This is a genomic window from Streptomyces sp. NPDC049627 (assembly GCF_044465645.1).
GTDB lineage: Bacteria > Actinomycetota > Actinomycetes > Streptomycetales > Streptomycetaceae > Streptomyces.
Genome location: NZ_JBITLW010000013.1, coordinates 198332 through 215340, shown reverse-complemented (window position 1 = coordinate 215340; position 17009 = coordinate 198332). Strand labels below are relative to the sequence as shown.

Genomic DNA, 17009 nt, shown 5'->3' with positions numbered 1-17009 from the left:
TGGGTGCCATGGAGCTGCCCCTGGTCGTGGGCGTCGACGGATCGGAGCCCAGCCTCCAGGCGGTCGACTGGGCCGTGGCCGAGGCGGCCCGCCACGGACTGCCCCTGCGCGTGGTGTACGCCTCCCTGTGGGAACGGTACGAAGGTGCCGTCCCGGCCGACGAGGAGGATCCGTCCGAGCAGGCGATGGCCGAACGCATTCTGGGCACCGCCACGGAGCGCGCCGTACGCGGCGCTCCCGATGTGAAGGTCTCCGCCGACGTGGTGCCCGAGGACGCGGTCTCCGCGCTGCTGGAGGAAGGTCACCACGCCTTCGCCCTGGTGACCGGGTCGCGTGGTCGCGGAGAGCTGGCCGGCCTGCTCCTGGGCTCGGTCTCCCTGGCCGTGGCCGGCCGAGCGCACTGCCCCGTCATCGTGGTCCGAGGTGACAAGGCGGGCCTCGCGGGTACCCATGAGCGGATCCTGCTGGGCGTGGGAGAACCGTCGAGTGGAGGTGAGGAGGCCGTGCGGTTCGCGTTCCGCGAGGCCGACGTGCGCGGATGCACCCTGGACGCCGTACGCGCGTGGCGCCGGCCCGCGCACGAGAGCGCCGACCATCCCCTGCTGGGCGGGAGCCCGGCGCACTATCACCAACAGCGGGCGTCCGAGGAACTCGACGCCGCGCTGCACGACGCGGCGACGGACCACCCGTCCGTCCGGGTGCGCCGCGCCACCGTCGAGGGGCCCGCCCGCAAGGTGCTGCCGGCCCGGTCGGCCGCCGCGGACCTGTTGGTCATCGGCGCCCGACGGCGACACGACCACGGCGGCCTCCAGCTCGGCCGCGTGGCGCACACGTTGCTGCATCACGCGGACTGCCCGGTGGTCGTCGTCCCGGAGCAGGGGTGAGCATGCGCCGGCCGGTCAGCTCCGAGACGTCCCCCGCCGTGCTCGCCCCGGTCCTGCGGGACGTACGCGCCGTCGTCTTCGACACCGACGGAGTGATCACCGACTCGGCCCGGGTGCACGCCGCCGCCTGGAAGACGGCCTTCGACGCCTTCCTGCGCGCCCATCCGCCCGCGGACCCCGCCATGGGCCGCCCGTTCGACGAGCGGGACGACTATCTGCGGCACGTCGACGGCAAGTCCCGCCTGGACGGAGCCGCGGCCTTCCTCGCCGCCCGCGGCATCGATGCCTCGGCCGAGACGGTGCGCTCGGTGGCGGCGGACAAGGAACGCCTCTTCACCGAGCGGCTGCGCGAGCACGGCGTCGACGCCTACCCGGGGACCGTACGGCTGGTCCGGGCACTGCGCGACGCCGGCGTGCCCCGCGCGGCGGCCTCCGCGTCCCGGCACGCCGGTGAGCTGCTGAGCCGGGCCGGTGTGCTGGACCTGTTCGACGTCCTCGTGGACGGCGGCGAGGCGGCCCGGCTGGGCCTCGCGGGCAAGCCGGAGCCCGATCTGTTCCTGGAGGCGGTCCGCCGGCTCGGCGCCCCCGCGGACCGTGCCGCCGTCGTCGAGGACGCCCTGGCGGGTGTGGAGGCCGGCCGGCGCGGGGGTTTCGCCCTCGTGGTCGGCGTGGACCGGGCCGCCGGCGCGGACACCGGGGCGCGGCTGCTGCGGCACGGCGCCGACATCGTCGTACACGACCTTGCGGAACTCTGCTCGGGAGGAGCGCCGAAGTGACCGGCTGGAGCTGGGAGTACGAGGGCTACAGGCCCGCCGACGAACGTCTGCGGGAATCGCTGTGCACCCTCGGCAACGGCTACTTCGCCACCCGGGGGGCGCTGCCGGAGTGCGCCGCCGACGAGATCCACTACCCGGGGACGTATGTGGCGGGTATCTACAACCGGCTCACCTCCGAGGTGGCCGGCCGCCAGGTCGAGAACGAGGACATGGTCAACGTCCCGAACTGGCTGCCGCTGCGCTTCCGCCTCCCCGACGGGCACTGGCTCACCCCCGACAACACGACCGTGCTCGACCACCGCCAGATGCTGCACCTGTCCGCGGGACTGCTGGAGCGCCGGACACGGTACGACCTCGGCGACGACCGGGTGCTGACGGTGCGTCAGCAGCGGCTGGTGCACATGGCCGATCCCCATCTGGCCGCCCTGCGCACCGAGTTCACGGCCGAGGGATTCTCCGGGCAGCTGGAGGTCGAGGCCGCCCTCGACGGCGGCGTCACCAACGCCGGAGTGGCCCGCTACCGGGATCTGGACGGCCGCCACCTCACCCATGTGCAGACCGGCACCGCCGACCCCGACACGGTCTGGCTGCGCTGCCGTACCCGCACCTCCGACATCCGCGTCGGCATCGCGTCCCGGCTCACGGCCGACGCGTCCGCCACGATCCGCCACGAACTGCCGTACGCCGTCCAGCAGCTGACCCTCGACCTGGTCCCCGGCCGCACCGTCACCGTCGACAAGACCATCGCCCTGCACACCTCCCGCGACCCGGCCATCAGCGACCCGCTGCACGCCGCCGTCGACCGGGTGGGCCGGGCCCCCGGCATCGACGCGCTGCTCGAGTCGCACCTCACCGCATGGGACCAGCTCTGGCGCCGGGCCGAGCTCGACGTGCCGGGCGATTCGGGCCGCATCCTGCGGCTGCACCTCTTCCACGTCCTGCAGACCCTCTCCCCGCACACCGCCGACCTGGACGTCGGCGTGCCCGCCCGCGGGCTGCACGGCGAGGCCTACCGCGGCCATGTCTTCTGGGACGAACTGTTCGTCCTGCCGTATCTGAACCTGCACTTCCCCGAGGTCTCCCGGGCCCTGCTGCGCTACCGCCACCGGCGCCTCGAACAGGCCTCCACGGCCGCGCGGCGAGCCGGCCGGCGGGGCGCGATGTACCCCTGGCAGAGCGGCAGCGACGGACGCGAGGAGACCCAGCAGCTCCACCTCAACCCCCGCTCGGGACGCTGGCTGCCCGACCACTCCCACCTCCAGCACCACGTCGGCTCGGCGATCGCCTACAACGTGTGGCAGTACTGCGAGGCGAGCGGCGACATGGAGTTCCTGCACACCAAGGGCGCCGAGATGCTGCTCCGGATCGCCCGCTTCTGGGCGGACAGGGCGGAGTACGACGAGAGTCTGGGCCGGCACCGCATCAAGGGCGTCGTCGGCCCCGACGAGTACCACGAGGCATACCCGGGCGCCGACGCGCCCGGCCTGGACGACAACGCGTACACCAACGTCACCGCCGCCTGGGTGCTCGCCCGCACCCTGGAGCTCCTGGACGCACTGCCCCAGCCCCGCCGCCGCGAACTCGTCGAACGCACCGAGCTGGACGGCGGCGAACTCGAACTGTGGGAGGACGTCTCGCGCACGCTGCACGTCCCGTTCCACGACGACGTGATCAGCCAGTTCGAGGGCTACGGCGAACTCGCCGAACTCGACTGGGACGGCTACCGCGGGCGGTACGGCGACATCCGCCGCCTGGACCGGATCCTGGAGGCGGAGGGCGACACCGTCAACCGCTACCAGGCCTCCAAACAGGCCGACGTGCTGATGCTCGGCTATCTCTTCTCGCCGGCCGAACTCCAGGGACTCTTCCGCCGGCTGGGGGTGCGGCTGGACGAGGAGATCTGGCAGCGCACCGTCGACTACTACCTGCACCGCACCAGCCACGGCTCCACCCTCAGCGGCCTCGTCCACGGCTGGGTGCTGGCCCGGTGCCGACGCGCCGAGGCGTGGAAGTTCTGCCAGGAGGCCCTTCAGGGCGACATCGCCGACGTCCAGGGCGGCACCACCGGCGAGGGCATCCACCTCGGCGCCATGGCCGGCACCCTCGACCTCGTCCAGCGCGGACTGACCGGCCTGGAGACCCGCGGCGGCGCCCTGTGGCTCGACCCCGTGCCGCTGCCCGAGCTGTCCTCGTACGGGTTCGCCCTGCGCTACCAGGGCCACTGGGGGGTGCGGCTGCACCTGGAGCGCGGGAAGCTGGACATCGCCGTACCGGCGTCCGACGCGTCCCCGATCGAGGTGCGGCTGCCGGACCGCGCGGTGAGCGTGGAACCGGGGGAGACGGCCCGGCTGGAGCTTCCGGACTGAACCGCCCCTTCCCGGTCGCCGTTGCGTGACCGTCGTCAGGCGGGCTTGATGCCGGAGATCAGCCGCGTCGCGAGGTCGGACTGGACCATCAGCCGGGTCCGGTGGACGTGCTTCCCGGCATCCTGCCAAGTGAGCGTGACGCGAGTCCAGCAGTGCCCCATGCCGCTGTCGTTGTAGACCACCTGCCAGGAGATCGGCACGCCCTTGGCGCGCAGGACGCCGTCCTTGTGGTGGGCGGCCTCCCAGCGGGCCAGGCTGCTGCGCAGCTTCGGGGTCAGGTAGTGGCCGCGCAGCGAGTCGGCCAGTCGGCCCCGGCCGGAGTCGTACAGGACGTCGATGTACGCGCCGTAGAAGTCGGCGACCCGGTCGACCACGCTTGCCGGGCTCCCGCTGCGAGCCTGGTCGGTCACCGTGGTGACGGTGGCCGGGGTGTCCGCCCGGACGCCGCTCGCGGTCACCGGCGCCGACGCTCCGAGGGCCGCCACCGCGCCTACGATCGCGACACGACTGAGTGCACGTGCCGTTGCCATGACCTGACTCCTCTCCTGACGGAGGAACCGACTTGTCCCTCAACTCCAGTACACCGCACTGAAGTTGCCGGGATCGTGGGCCGACCGGCCCGAGGTCGGGCCGATCGGCACGGCGAGGCGTACCTCACGCCCCGGGGTCGGTCGTCACCCGGTGTCGCAGAGCCAGGGAGGCAAAGGCGAGGAGGGCGGCGGCGAAGGCGGCCAGGACCGTGAGTTCGCGCAGGATCGCGGACAGGTCCCCGCCCCGGGACAGCAACGTCGTCCACGCGTCCACGGCCCAGGCCTGCGGCACCGCATGCCCGGCCGTGCGCAGCCAGTCGGGCACGAGCGCCAGGGGCCACATGCAGCCGCCCAGCATGCCCAGGCCGATGCCGAGCGCCGGGCCGACCGCGTGCACCTGCTCCGGCGTACGGAACAGCGCGCCGGCCAGCACACCGGCGCCCGTGCCGACCAAGGCCCACACCATCACCAGGACCCCGGCGGCGAGCGGATCGCCCCAGGAGACGTCGAACACCAGCGCTCCGATGCCGACGATCAGCAGGGACTGCAGGACGGCCAGCAGCAGGTAGGCGACCGTCTCGCCGGACACCAGGGTGCGGGCGGACACCGGCGCCGCGAGCGCCCGGGCGTACACCCCGGTCCGGCGTGTCTGCACGATGGCCGCGCCGCCCGCCAGGGCGTTGATGAACACGAACAGCACCAGCATGGTCGGCGTGCTGTAGCTGTAGCCGAGCGGCAGGTAGTCGCTCTGTCCGTTGACGGTCTCGGTGCGCACGGCGATGGGCGACGCGGCCCGTTCGGCGCCGCGCGCGAGCGCCAGGGTGTCGTCGAACGTGCCGCCGGTCTCCTCACCGGCGAAGCGGGCGGCCTGGATACGCGCCGCATGCTCGGCCACCACGGCCGACACCGAGGTCACCGCCGAGTGCCCGGCACTGCCCGAGGGCTCCACCAGTACCCGTACCGTGACAGGCCGCCCGGCTCGAACGTCCGCGTCGAGCCCGGACGGCACCACGACGACCGCGTCCAGCTCGGCCCGGCGCAGCGCGGTGCGGGCGTCGGCCGCGGTGTCGTAGGTGCGGGCCCGCAGCCCGGGCGCGTCCTTCAGGTCCGAGGTCAACTCCCGGGCCACCGGACCCGGCTGGGCGGCCGGCACGAGACCGATGCGGAACTGATCGAAGCCGCTGACGGTCACGCCGATGACGACGATGATGGCGACCGGGAGCAGCACCATGAAGAACAGCGCCGTCCGGTCGCGCAGCACCCGCGCGAGGGTGGCGCGGGTCACGGCAAGAGCGGTCATGGCGTCCTCCTCAGCCGCAGCAGCAGTGCCGTCACCGCGGCCACGGCCGCCGAGAACACGGCGATACCGAGCAGCGGAGCACCGACGGCGTCCCAGCCGCGCACCCCGGTGCCCAGATCCGTGAACCCGCGAAGGGCCCAGCCGTTGGGCGTGAACAGGGCGAGCGTGCGGATCGCCGGTGTGGTGCCGGAGGCGAAGACGAAGTTGCCGCCGAGCAGGACCAGTGCGAAGACGACGATCGAGGCGAGCCCCTGCGCCTGCTGTTCGGTCCGCACGAGCGAGATGACCAGCGCGGTCAGACACACCGTGCACACCGCCATTGCCACGCTGAGCGCCGCGACGCCGAGCGGGTCGGCCCAGCGGGCGCCGAAGGCGAGCCACGACACGACCGTCACGGTGGCGAGTCCGGCCAGGCTGTAGACGAACGTCGACACCGACTTGCCGATCAGCAGCGCGCCCCGTCCGACCGGTGCCGCGGCGATGCGGTCGAGGGTGCCCTGCTGCTGTTCGACGAAGTAGCTGCGCGCCCCGAAACCCACGGTGAACAGCACGAAGAACATGCCCATGCTCGGCCCGAAGTAGCTGATCACCTTCAGCGGGTCGTCGGGCAGCCCCTGCGCCCGCACCTCCTCCGGCAGCCGCAACAGGGCGGCCTTCGCGGCGAGTTCGGGGATGTCCGACTGCGCGGCCCCCGCGGCGACGGCCGTGGCGACCGACAGTCGGTCGGCGTTGACCTGGGCCACGTACGACTCGGTGACCGCCTTGGCCAGCTGGGCCTGGAGGCCGTAGTCGACGCTGTCCAGAACCCTGACCGGCTCGGCGGCACCGCCGTGCAGCGACTCGGTGAAACCCTTCGGCACGACGATCGCGGCGTGCACGTCCCCCGCGTCCACGGCTCTGCGTGCCGCGCCCTCGGTGTCGTACGACCGCATGTGGACCGTGTCCTGGAGCTCCGGGCTCTTCAGGACCTGGGTGAGCCCGGCGGCGGCCGGACCTCGGTCCAGGTCCACGACGCCCAGATTCGCGCGGAACTCGTCGTTGTTGTTGAACGCCAGAGCCATCAGGGCGGAGATCAGCACGGGTGCCAGGAACACCAGCACCCAGGCCGACCGGTCGCGCAGCCGCTGGCGCAGATCCTTGGCCGCGATGGCGAGGACGACACGCACGGCGGCTCACTCCCTCAGCGCGGTGCCGGTCAGGTGGAGGAACACCGCCTCCAGGTCGGGTTCGTCGATCTCCACGCTGCGGATGTCGACGTCCATGGCGTGGGCCAGATCGAGGAGGTCCGGCAGCAGACTGCGGGCGTCCTTGACGACCAGTTCGACCACGTCGCCGTTGTCGCCGCCGCGTGCCGCGCCCTCGACCCGGGCGAGGCGGCGGCAGGCGTCCGTGTAGGCGGCGAGGCTGCCGACGGCGGTCAGGCGGACCCGGTCGCGCTCGGCCACCAGGGCCACCAGCTCACGCGGCGTGCCCTCGGCGACCAGGCGGCCCCGGTCGATGATGCCGACCCGGTCGCACAGGCGCTCCGCCTCCTCCATGTAGTGCGTGGTGTAGAGGACGGCCATGCCCTCCTCGCCGAACCGCGTGACGCTCTCCAGGATCGCGTGCCGGCTCTGCGGGTCGACGCCGACGGTCGGCTCGTCCAGCACCAGCAGCGTCGGCGAATGCACCAGCCCGGCCCCGATGTTGAGGCGCCGGCGCATGCCGCCCGACAGGGAGTCGACGCGATCACGGGCCCGGGAGCCGAGGTCGATGAGGTCCAGCACCTCGTCGACGCGGCGCTCCAGCCGACGGCGCGGCAGCCGGTAGAGGCGGCCGAAGAAGCGGAGGTTCTCGCGGACGCTCAGGTCCGGGTAGAGCGCCACGTCCTGCGGGACGAAACCGATGAGCTGCTTGGCAGGTCCGGCGGCGGTGTTCACCGGGCGGCCCGCGACGTGCACGGCCCCGCCGTCGGGGCGCAGCAGTCCGCACACCATCCTGATCGTCGTCGTCTTGCCCGCGCCGTTCGGGCCGAGCAGGCCGTAGGTCTCGCCCGGGGCGATGGTGAGGCTGACGTCGTCGACGGCGGTGCGCTCGCCGAACCGGCGGACGAGGTGGGCGCATTCGAGCACGTTCTGCCGGGTTTCAGGGATGCTCTCCGGTCCGTTCATCAGGCGTCACCTCAGGGCGCGAGCGAGAAGTAGTCCTCTTCTTCTTGCGTGAAGTGCAGCCGCAGCACCGTGTGCAGCCCGTACAGGCAGGCGCGCAGGTCGTCGAGCTGCTCCGGGGCCAGGGTCCCGTCGGGGCCCACCAGCGCGAGGTGGGTGGCGATTCGGCGGGCGAGGCGGTCGATCTCGACATGGGCGCGGCTCATGGTGGCCGTCGCCTCGGGGCCGCCGAGCGTGGGAGCGAGGGCGGGATAGAGCTGGTGCTCCTCGGCGTACTCGTGCGGCAGCAGGCGTTCGGTGAGCAGGCGGTGCACCTTCCGAACAGTCGCGAGGGCCTCCGGTCCGGGACTGTCCGAGAGACGGTCGGCGGCGGAGCGCACGGCCTCCAGGACGTCCTGGAGATCGTCGTGCTCGGCCGCGAAGCGGTGGATGAGCGCCTCGGTGGAGGGCTGAAGTGCCGGCCGCGCCGAGCGGTCGTCGCCCAGCGCCCGCAGCGCGTTGAGGATGACCGCGACGTCGATGCCCTCCTGGAGAAGCGCGCCGACGGCGGGCGGGAGCAGTCCGGCGGCGGCCGCGGCCATCGCGGCCAGCGACATCAGCATGCCGCCGAGCGCGCTCTGCACGGCGATGCGCCGGGAGCGTACGGCGATGGCGACGGCGTCGGCCAGACGGTCCACCCGGTCGGTGGTCAGCACGATGTCGGCGGCTTCGGAGGACGCCGTGTAGCCGCGGGCGCCCATCGCCACGCCGACGTCGGCGGCGGCCAGGGCGGGAGCATCGTTCACGCCGTCGCCCACCATCACGGTGACCGCGCGGTCGCGTTCGGCGCGCACCGCGGCGACCTTGTCTGCGGGGGAAAGGCCGGCCCGGACGTCGTCCAGGCCGAGGACGGCACCGACCTCGCGGGCGGGTTCGGCACGGTCGCCGGTGAGCATCACGAGCCGTTCGATGCCGGCGGAGCGCAGCCGGCGCAGGGTGCGCGGCGCGTCGTGGCGCAGCGGGTCGGACAGCAGGACGGCCCCGACCGGGCGGCCCTCGACGGTGAGCCAGACGACGGTCGCCCCGTCCAGGACGGCGCGGTTGTCCACCGAGCGGGCCCAGGTGGGCCTGTCCGCACCGTCGTCGAGGCGTCCGACGGCCATCCGGCGGCCGGCCACCGTGCCGACCGCGCCGCGGCCGGGCTCCTCGGACATGTCCGCGGGCACGGTCAGGCGCAGACCGCGCTCACGGCTCGCCTCGACCAGGGCCCGCCCCAGTACGTGCGGCGAGTACTGGTCGAGCGAGGCGGCCAGCCGCAGCACCTGCGACGGCTGCCAGCCCCGGGCGGCGACCACGTCGACCACACGGGGCCGACCGCCGGTGAGGGTGCCGGTCTTGTCCAGCAGCAGGGTGCGCGCCCGGCCGAGGTTCTCCAGCGCACCGCCGTCCCGGATCACCACGCCGCGGCGCGACGCCCGCGACAGACCGGAGACGACGGCCACCGGCGCCGCCAGCAGCAGCGGACACGGCGTGGCGACCACCAGCACCGCCACCGCCCGCACGGCGGAACCGCTGATCAGCCAGGTCAGCCCCGCCACGCCCACGGCGAGCGGCAGGAACCAGGCGGCGTACCGGTCGGCCAGCCGCACCACCGGCGCCGACTCCGCACCGGCCTGCCGGGCCAGCCGTACGATCCCGGCGTAGGTGCTGTCCCGCTCGGTGGCGGACGCGCGCAGCTCGAAGGCACCGCCCGCGTTGACCGCGCCGCTGCGCACCGACCGGCCCGGGGCGTGGCGCACGGCCAACGGCTCTCCGGTGAGGACCGACTCGTCCAGTACGGCGGTGTCGCCGACCACGGTCCCGTCGACGGGGACGACCTCGCCGGGCCCCACCACGAGCAGGTCCCCGACGGCGACCGAGGCCAGCGGCACCGTCCGCACCTCGCCGCCCGTGCGACGCCGGGCGGTGCGGGGGGCGTGCTCCAGCAGGGCGCGCAGATCATGGGAGGCCCGCTGGCGGGCGGCGGCCTCCAGGGCGCGGCCGGTGGCCAGCATCAGGGCGATCAGGGAGCCGGCCAGGTACTCGCCCACGGCGAGCGTGCCGCCCAGTGCGAGGACCGCGATGAGGTCCACGCCGGCCTGACCGCGCCGCAGCGCGGCCAGCACCCAGCCCACCGCCGGGCCGACGGCGACGACGGTGCCCAGGGCCCAGCACAGGTCGGCGAGATCGTCGGCACCCGCCAGCCGAAAGGCGCCGCCGATGGTCAAAGCGACGAGCGTGTCGGCCAACAGCAGCGATTCGATCGGCGGCATACGGAGAAGGGCCGTCAGCACCCGATGCAACGGCCTCTCCGGAAGGACACGGTCCATCACTGCCTCCCCCGTCCTGCTCAGTCGTGCGGCACGACAGCGATGGGGCACGGCACGTGATGCAGGGCCGCGTGGGCGACGGGCCCGAGCTTCCAGGTCAGCTGCGAGGGATGGGTTTTGCGGCCGATGACGGCGAGGCAGCCGCGGGCGCAGGCGGTCAGCAGGATCTGGGCGGCGGGGCCCGTGGCGACGTGCTGGGTGACGGGCACGTCGGGGAACTTGTCCCGCCACGGCACCAGGGTCTCGGCCAGCCGCACACGCTCCTCGACCTCGAGGTCCTCGTCCGGCAGGGGCACGAGGGAGGTCAGTGGCAGCGCCCGCACCGCCCGCAGGCGTGCTCCGCGCGCGGCGGCTGCGGTGAACGCGAACCCCAGCAGAGGATCGGCCGCCACGCGGGTCTCCTGCAGCCCGACGACGACCTCGTCACGCTCCGCCGCCGCGGGGTGGGCCCATCCTGCCTCGACGGCGGGGTCTCCCGCCCGAACGGCGACGGCCGGGCACGGCGCCAGGCCCAGCACGTGCAGGCTGATGGAGCCGAGCAGGAAGCTCGCCACGGAACCGAACCCGCGCGAGCCCAGCACGAGCAGCGATGCCGATGCGCCGTGTTTCAGGAGGGCCTGCGCGGCGGGTGCCGAGACGAGCTCGGTGGTGACGTCCAGCTCCCCGTGGCGATGCAGCAGCTCGGCCTCGGTTCGCTGCAGAACGTCCTGGCCATAGCGCTGCTTGGTGTGCGCCTCCTGCCGGATGGGCACGTCCAGGGGCTGCGTGGTCCACGAATGGAGCAGCACCACCGGCAGACGCCGGTCCGCGGCTTCGCGCGCGGCCCACCAGGCGGCCGTCATGCTCGCGGGCGAACCGTCGAGTCCGACGACGACTGGTCCGGTCATGACGCACCTCCGGTGTCGGCGCGACACCGAAGCCCGAGGTGCCGCGCGTGGCTCCCTCCCCTTGTTCCCAGGGTCGGAGCGCGGCCGCCCGGGGGCGAGGGCCGGATGGGGCGCCCCGCGGGCCCGTACGGCCCTGTGCGGGGTCCGGCCGGCGGGGCGAGGCTGGGGAGAGCAGCAGTGAGGACGGGCCGCCGGACCGAGGCCGGGGGCCGGTCGCACGGTGCTGCCCTCGCCGCGTGACGGGGAACGGGGCGGGGACCCGCACGGAGAAGGCCGTACGGACCCGGCAGAACCTGCCCGCAGACGTCGTACGGCACCCGCGGATCTTGACTGGAAAGGGGAGCGCGATGAACCGGCCGGTTGTGGTGGGTGTGGATGGCTCACCGTCGAGCATGGCGGCCGTGGAGGTCGCGGCGCGCGAGGCCGGACTGCGGGGAGTGGGGCTGCGGCTGGTGCACGCCTTCGGCTGGCCGGCCGCGCACGTGCCGCCCGGCCAGCCCTGGGAGCCGAGCGGCGCCGGACTGCGTGAACTGATCGACGGCACGCTCGTCAAGGCCGAGCGGCGCGCCCACCAGGCCGCGCCCGCGATCGAGATCATGCGCGAGGTCTTCGTCGGCGAACCGGTGATGGTGCTGGAGACCGAGTCGCGCACCGCATCCCTGGCGGTCGTCGGCAGCCGGGGGCTCAGCCGCTTCGGCAGCCTGCTTCTCGGGTCCACCGCCGGTCATCTGGCCGCCCACGCCGCCTGTCCGGTGCTGGTGGTGCGCGGCAGACCGACCCCCGAAGCGCCCGTCCTCCTGGCCGTCGACGGCTCGCCCGCAGCTCATGGAGCCGTCGAGTTCGCCTTCGCCGAGGCCGCCCTGCACGGCACGGACCTGATCGCGCTGCATGCCTGGAACACCCGGACCGAGCGCGCCTACGACGGCCCGGGCGACCCGCCCTTCGTCACATACGACGAGGACCGGCTGCGGGACGAGGAGCAGCGGGTGCTCTCCGAGGCGCTGGGCGGGCTGGGGGAGAAGTACCCCGACGTCGCCGTGCACCGCAGGCTGGTGCGTGGCCGGATCCGCCACACCCTCATCGAGGCCAGCTCCGAGGCCGGCCTCGTCGTGGCCGGCGCGCGGGGCCGTGGCGGGTTCACCGGGCTGCTGCTGGGCTCGGTCAGCCAGGCCCTGCTGCACCACGCGCACTGCCCGGTGGCGGTCGTCCGCACGGGTGAGGAGTGACCATGGGCGGGGGGCGGGCAGCGCAGGTCGCGGCGGAACCGGCGGCGGTGGCGGACGTCCACGAGCTGGCTCCGACAGAGGTGGCGACCCGGCTCGGGGTCGACCCGGCGACCGGACTGAGCATGGGCGAGGCGGCCGTGCGCGCGGCGGCCTTCGGACCCAACAAGCTGGCCGAACCGGCCCGACGACCCGAATGGCTGAAGTTCCTCGACCAGTTCCGCAACTGGCTCATCGGCATCCTGCTGATCGCCGCCGTCGTGGCCGGCGCCATCGGTGACGTCAAGGACGCCCTGGTGATCACCGTCGTCCTCCAGATCAACGCCGTGCTCGGCTACCTCCAGGAGAGGCGCGCCGAGCGCAGCATGGAAGCGCTGCGCCGGATGCTCGTGCCCACCGCCCGGGCCCGCCGCGACGGCGGGGAACGGGAGGTGGAGGCCCACACTCTCGTCCCCGGAGACATCGTCCTGCTGGAGGCGGGTGACCGCGTGCCCGCCGACGGGCGGCTCACCGTCGCGGAGTCGGTGGAGGTCGCAGAGGCGGCCCTGACCGGCGAGTCCCAGCCGGTCGCCAAGAGCGCCACGGCGGTCGGGCCGACCGCGTCCGGCACGGTGCCGCTCGCCGAGCGCACCAGCATGCTGTTCATGAACACCGCCCTGACCCGGGGCCGCGCCGAGATGATCGTCACGGCCACCGGCATGCGTACCGAACTCGGCGCGATCGCCGAGGCGTTGCGCAGCGGTACGGAGCCGCCCAGCCCGCTCCAGATCCAGCTCGACAGCCTCGGCCGCCGGCTCGCCCTGCTGAGCGGCGTCGCGGTCGTCGCCTACGCACTGGTCTCCCTGATCCGCGGCGAGGCACTCGCGGACATCGCTCTGCGGGCCGTGGCGCTGGCCGTCGCCGCGATTCCCGAAGGGCTCCCCGCCGTCCTGGCCCTGACCCTCGCCCTCGGGGTGTACCGCATGGCCCGCCGCGGCGCCATCGTCAAGCGCCTGGCCTCGGTGGAGTCGCTCGGCTCGGCGACGGTCGTGTGCAGCGACAAGACCGGCACGCTGACCCTGAACGAGATGACCGTACGGGCTCTGTGGACCGCAGGCCGCCTCTACGACGTGACGGGCGAGGGCTACGGCACACAGGGCGTCGTCCTCGGCGCGGAGGGGCGCACCGAGCAACTCCTGTCCGCCGTGCTGCCGTTCGCTCTCTGCAACGACGCGCGCCTGACCGACGACGGCTTCGTCGGCGACCCGACGGAGGCCGCGCTGGTCGTCCTGGCCGCGAAGGCCGGGATCGACGCAGACGGACTCCGCGCCGAGCTGCCGCGCACCGGCGAGCTGCCCTTCGACGCGGCGACCAAGTACATGGCCACCTTCCACACCGAGCCCGACGGGCGCACACGCGTCCACGTCAAGGGCGCGGTGGACGTCCTGCTGGGTCTGTGCAGCGGCGTACTCACGGGGGAGGGCGTACGGTCGCTCGACGCCCCGCACCGCAGCGAGGCGGAGGCGGCGGCCGCGCGGCTCGGCGGCGCGGGCCTGCGCGTCCTGGGCGCCGCCACCGCCGAGGTGGACCGCCCGGCCGACGTGACCGCCCTGCCCGTGCTGACCCTCGTCTCCATCGTCGGAATCGCCGACCCGCCGCGCCCCCAGGCACGGGACGCGATGGCGCTGTGCCGCTCGGCGGGCGTCGCCGTGAAGATGATCACCGGGGACCACGCCGACACGGCGACGGCGATCGCGCGCGAGCTGGACATCGACGGCGAGGTGGTGACCGGTGCCGAGCTGGACCGGATGACGGAGGAGCAACTGGCCGCCCGCATCGACGACATCGGCGTGTTCGCTCGTGTCGCCCCGGAGCACAAGGCCGTGATCGTGCGGGCCCTGTCCGGCCGCGGCCACATCGTCGCCATGACCGGCGACGGCGTGAACGACGCGGCGGCACTGCGGGCCGCCCACATCGGTGTGGCGATGGGCCGAACCGGCACGGACGTGGCCAAGGAGGCCGCGGACGTGGTTCTCACCGACGACGACTTCTCCACGATCGTGCGCGCGGTGCGCGAGGGACGCGCGATCTACGCCAACATCGTCAAGTTCGTGCGCTTCCAGCTGGCCACCAACATCGGCGCCATCCTGACCCTGCTCGGCGCCTCCCTGGCCGGCCTGCCGGCCCCGCTGACGGCGGCCCAACTGCTGTGGATCAACATCATCATGGACGGCCCGCCCGCCATGGCCCTGGCCGTCGACCCCGCCCGCGACGACGTCATGCGCCACCCGCCGCGCGACCCCGAAGAGCGGATCCTGGACGCCCGTCGTCTGCTGGCCATCACCCGGGCCGGCGTGGTCATGGCCCTCGGCACGGTGGGGCTGCTGGCCACGGCCCGGTCGTGGTTCGACACGGACACCGCGCTGACCATGGGGTTCACCACGTTCGTCCTGTTCCAGCTGTTCAACGCCCTCAACGCCCGCGTCGACGACGGCCCGCTGCTCGGCCGCCACCAACTGCGCAACCGGACACTGTGGCTGTGCCTGGCCGGTGTGCTGGCGGTGCAGGTCGTCGCCGTCCATCTGCCGTGGGCGCGCACCGTCTTCGGCACGGTGCCGCTCGACGCGGGCCAATGGGCGCTGTGCCTGGGCACGGCAGCCTCGGTGCTGCTCGTCGAGGTGGCGGTCCACGGGATGCGACGGATCCCTCGGCGGCGGCCGGCCTCTTAGCGCCGACGGCGCCCGACGGTGTACTGGCCCATCATTCCGTGGTTCTCGTGGCCGGCAGGTGGCAGTGGAACGGCGAGTCCTTGCGGCCCGCCAGGGCGAGAGGCAGCCGGTGCGTCGGGGGTCGTACGGGTGCCCGTCGATACGGGAGGCGCGATTGACCCGGCCTTGGACGGCCGCCGTTCGGATGCCTCATACCGGGGTGCTTGCTCAGAACCGGCCGGGTCGGGTCAGCTCCCCGGACCGTCCCGCCTCCGGTCAGCGCACTGGACGGTCGGCCTTCGGCCCGGGCTGCTCCAGGTGTGTGGCGAGCACGGCGGCCTGGACACGCCGCTGGACGCCCAGCTTGGCCAGCAGCCGTGAGATGTGGTTCTTGACGGTCTTCTCCGAGAGGTAGAGCCGCTTGCCGATCTCGCGGTTGGTGAGGCCGTCGCCGATCAGCGCGAGGATCTCCCGCTCGCGAGGGGACAACCCGGCGAGCTCCGGCGCTTCGGCCGGCGCCTCGGCAGGCTCGGTGCGCAGGGAACGCATCAGGCGGGCCGTCGTCGCGGGATCGAGCATCGACTGGCCCGAGGCGACCGTGCGCACCGCCGACACCAGGTCCGAGCCGCGGATCTGCTTGAGCACATAGCCGGACGCCCCGGCCATGATCGCGTCGAGCAGGGCGTCCTCGTCGTCGAAGGACGTCAGCATCAGCACGGCCAGCTCGGGCATCCGGCTGCGCAGCTCACGGCAGACGGTGATGCCGTCGCCGTCCGGGAGGCGTACGTCGAGGACGGCCACGTGGGGCCGTACGGCAGGGGCCCGCACCAGGGCGTGCTCGACGTTCCCGGCGTCGCCGACGACGGAGATGTCCGGCTCGGCGTCGAGCAGGTCGGACAGCCCGCGCCGGACGACCTCGTGGTCGTCCAGCAGGAAGACACGAATCGGGTCCTGCGCCGTGAAGGTGCGTACCTCGGTCATGTCGGCCCTCGTTCCGCGGTGTGTGACGGACCTTCGGGCCGCCTGACTGCGATCATGACGCGCCCGGGCCTCGGCCACTAGGGCCGACCGGCCCCACTCCGTCACCGGGGTACGACTGACCGGCACGCCGCACGGTGGGCAGGCGTGCCGTGTGCCGGCCGGCTCACTCGGCGGGTGTGTCCTGCCCGTCCAGGTCGAACCCCACGTCCACGACCCCCTCCACCGCACGCACCAGCCGCGCGGCGACGGGCACCAGCGAGGTGTCCCGGAGCCGGCCGGCCAGCCGTACGACGCCGTCCCGGACCTCCACCCGCACCGCCGATTCCGGCGCCGGGAAGAGATAGGCCACGACCTCCCGTCGTACCTCCTCGGCGATCTCCTCGTCGTCCCGCAGGAACACCTTCAGCAGGTCGGTCCGGCTGACGACCCCCTCCAGGCGTCCGTCCGCGTCGACCACGGGCAGGCGCTTGACCCTGGCCCGTGCCATGGTGCGGGCGGCCTGCGCGAGCGTCGCGCCGGCCGTGACGGTGAGGGCGGGACGGGTCATCAGCTCACCCGCGGTCACCGAACCGGCCTTCGCGAGGTCGGACAACCGGCGCAGCTGGGTGTACCGGTCGGGGTCGCTGTCGCGGAACTCCTCCTTGGGCAGCAGATCGGCCTCGGAGACGACCCCGAGGACATGCCCCGCGCCGTCCACCACGGGCAAAGCGCTGACCTTGCGGGCCTGCAGGGTCCGCACGATGTCCTTGAACGCGGCGTCGCGGTCGACGACGGCGACGTCGCGGGTCATCACGTCTCGCACGATGTGCGGGGATCCGGGCACCATTACTCCTCGAACTTCTCGAACTCCTCGAATTCCGCGAACGGTTCGCCCGTGCGG

At 73.4% G+C, this 17009-nt stretch carries 13 protein-coding genes; 5 read left to right on the top strand and 8 right to left on the bottom strand.

Annotated elements, in window-relative coordinates:
• Positions 1 to 8: 8 nt before the first annotated feature.
• Genes ACIBU0_RS32565 through ACIBU0_RS32555 form a run of 3 tightly spaced genes read left to right on the top strand, consistent with a single transcriptional unit; the run spans position 9 to position 4026 of the window.
• Positions 9 to 884 carry a universal stress protein gene (locus ACIBU0_RS32565; RefSeq protein ID WP_398825621.1) on the top strand — a complete coding sequence of 292 codons (876 nt, stop codon included), beginning with the start codon at positions 9 to 11 and terminating at the stop codon, positions 882 to 884.
• A gap of 2 nt (positions 885 to 886) precedes the next feature.
• Positions 887 to 1660 (top strand): HAD family hydrolase, encoded by a 774-nt coding sequence (locus ACIBU0_RS32560; RefSeq protein WP_398825618.1) that lies wholly within the window; start codon positions 887 to 889, stop codon positions 1658 to 1660.
• The gene (locus ACIBU0_RS32555) at positions 1657 to 4026 is read left to right on the top strand and encodes a glycoside hydrolase family 65 protein (protein WP_398825615.1); all 2370 of its coding nucleotides are present in this window, start codon (positions 1657 to 1659) and stop codon (positions 4024 to 4026) included. Before ACIBU0_RS32560 ends, ACIBU0_RS32555 begins: the two co-directional genes overlap by 4 nt.
• A gap of 35 nt (positions 4027 to 4061) precedes the next feature.
• On the opposite strand, the gene ACIBU0_RS32550 is transcribed toward ACIBU0_RS32555, so the two are convergent.
• The 6 genes from ACIBU0_RS32550 to ACIBU0_RS32525 all read right to left on the bottom strand — a co-directional run bounded on the left by ACIBU0_RS32550 (position 4062) and on the right by ACIBU0_RS32525 (position 11238).
• Positions 4062 to 4556: a hypothetical protein gene (locus ACIBU0_RS32550; RefSeq protein ID WP_398825612.1), complete on the bottom strand. Its 495-nt coding sequence runs from the start codon at positions 4554 to 4556 to the stop codon at positions 4062 to 4064.
• 124 nt (positions 4557 to 4680) lie between these two features.
• Positions 4681 to 5856: an ABC transporter permease gene (locus ACIBU0_RS32545; RefSeq protein ID WP_398825609.1), complete on the bottom strand. Its 1176-nt coding sequence runs from the start codon at positions 5854 to 5856 to the stop codon at positions 4681 to 4683.
• Positions 5853 to 7022, bottom strand: a complete 1170-nt coding sequence (locus tag ACIBU0_RS32540) for an ABC transporter permease (RefSeq protein WP_398825606.1) — start codon at positions 7020 to 7022, stop codon at positions 5853 to 5855. Before ACIBU0_RS32540 ends, ACIBU0_RS32545 begins: the two co-directional genes overlap by 4 nt.
• A 6-nt stretch (positions 7023 to 7028) precedes the next feature.
• Positions 7029 to 8006, bottom strand: a complete 978-nt coding sequence (locus ACIBU0_RS32535; protein ID WP_398825603.1) for an ABC transporter ATP-binding protein — start codon at positions 8004 to 8006, stop codon at positions 7029 to 7031.
• Positions 8007 to 8017: 11 nt separating this feature from the next.
• Complete coding sequence (locus tag ACIBU0_RS32530; protein ID WP_398825600.1) at positions 8018 to 10294, bottom strand: heavy metal translocating P-type ATPase; 2277 nt, start codon at positions 10292 to 10294, stop codon at positions 8018 to 8020.
• Between the two features lie 77 nt (positions 10295 to 10371).
• Positions 10372 to 11238, bottom strand: a complete 867-nt coding sequence (locus tag ACIBU0_RS32525; RefSeq protein WP_398825597.1) for a universal stress protein — start codon at positions 11236 to 11238, stop codon at positions 10372 to 10374.
• Between the two features lie 347 nt (positions 11239 to 11585).
• Here ACIBU0_RS32525 and ACIBU0_RS32520 point away from each other — a divergent pair, with 347 nt between their 5' ends.
• Both ACIBU0_RS32520 and ACIBU0_RS32515 read left to right on the top strand, forming a co-directional pair.
• On the top strand, positions 11586 to 12464 hold the full coding sequence (locus ACIBU0_RS32520) for a universal stress protein (protein WP_398825594.1): 879 nt from the start codon (positions 11586 to 11588) through the stop codon (positions 12462 to 12464).
• Positions 12465 to 12466: 2 nt separating this feature from the next.
• Positions 12467 to 15169 carry a cation-translocating P-type ATPase gene (locus ACIBU0_RS32515; protein ID WP_398825591.1) on the top strand — a complete coding sequence of 901 codons (2703 nt, stop codon included), beginning with the start codon at positions 12467 to 12469 and terminating at the stop codon, positions 15167 to 15169.
• A 255-nt stretch (positions 15170 to 15424) separates the two neighbouring features.
• Here the strand turns inward: ACIBU0_RS32515 and ACIBU0_RS32510 are convergent, their stop codons facing one another.
• Both ACIBU0_RS32510 and ACIBU0_RS32505 read right to left on the bottom strand, forming a co-directional pair.
• Positions 15425 to 16129, bottom strand: coding sequence for a response regulator (locus tag ACIBU0_RS32510; RefSeq protein WP_398825588.1), 705 nt, complete (start codon positions 16127 to 16129; stop codon positions 15425 to 15427).
• A gap of 163 nt (positions 16130 to 16292) precedes the next feature.
• On the bottom strand, positions 16293 to 16952 hold the full coding sequence (locus ACIBU0_RS32505) for a CBS domain-containing protein (protein ID WP_398825943.1): 660 nt from the start codon (positions 16950 to 16952) through the stop codon (positions 16293 to 16295).
• Positions 16953 to 17009: the final 57 nt, after the last annotated feature.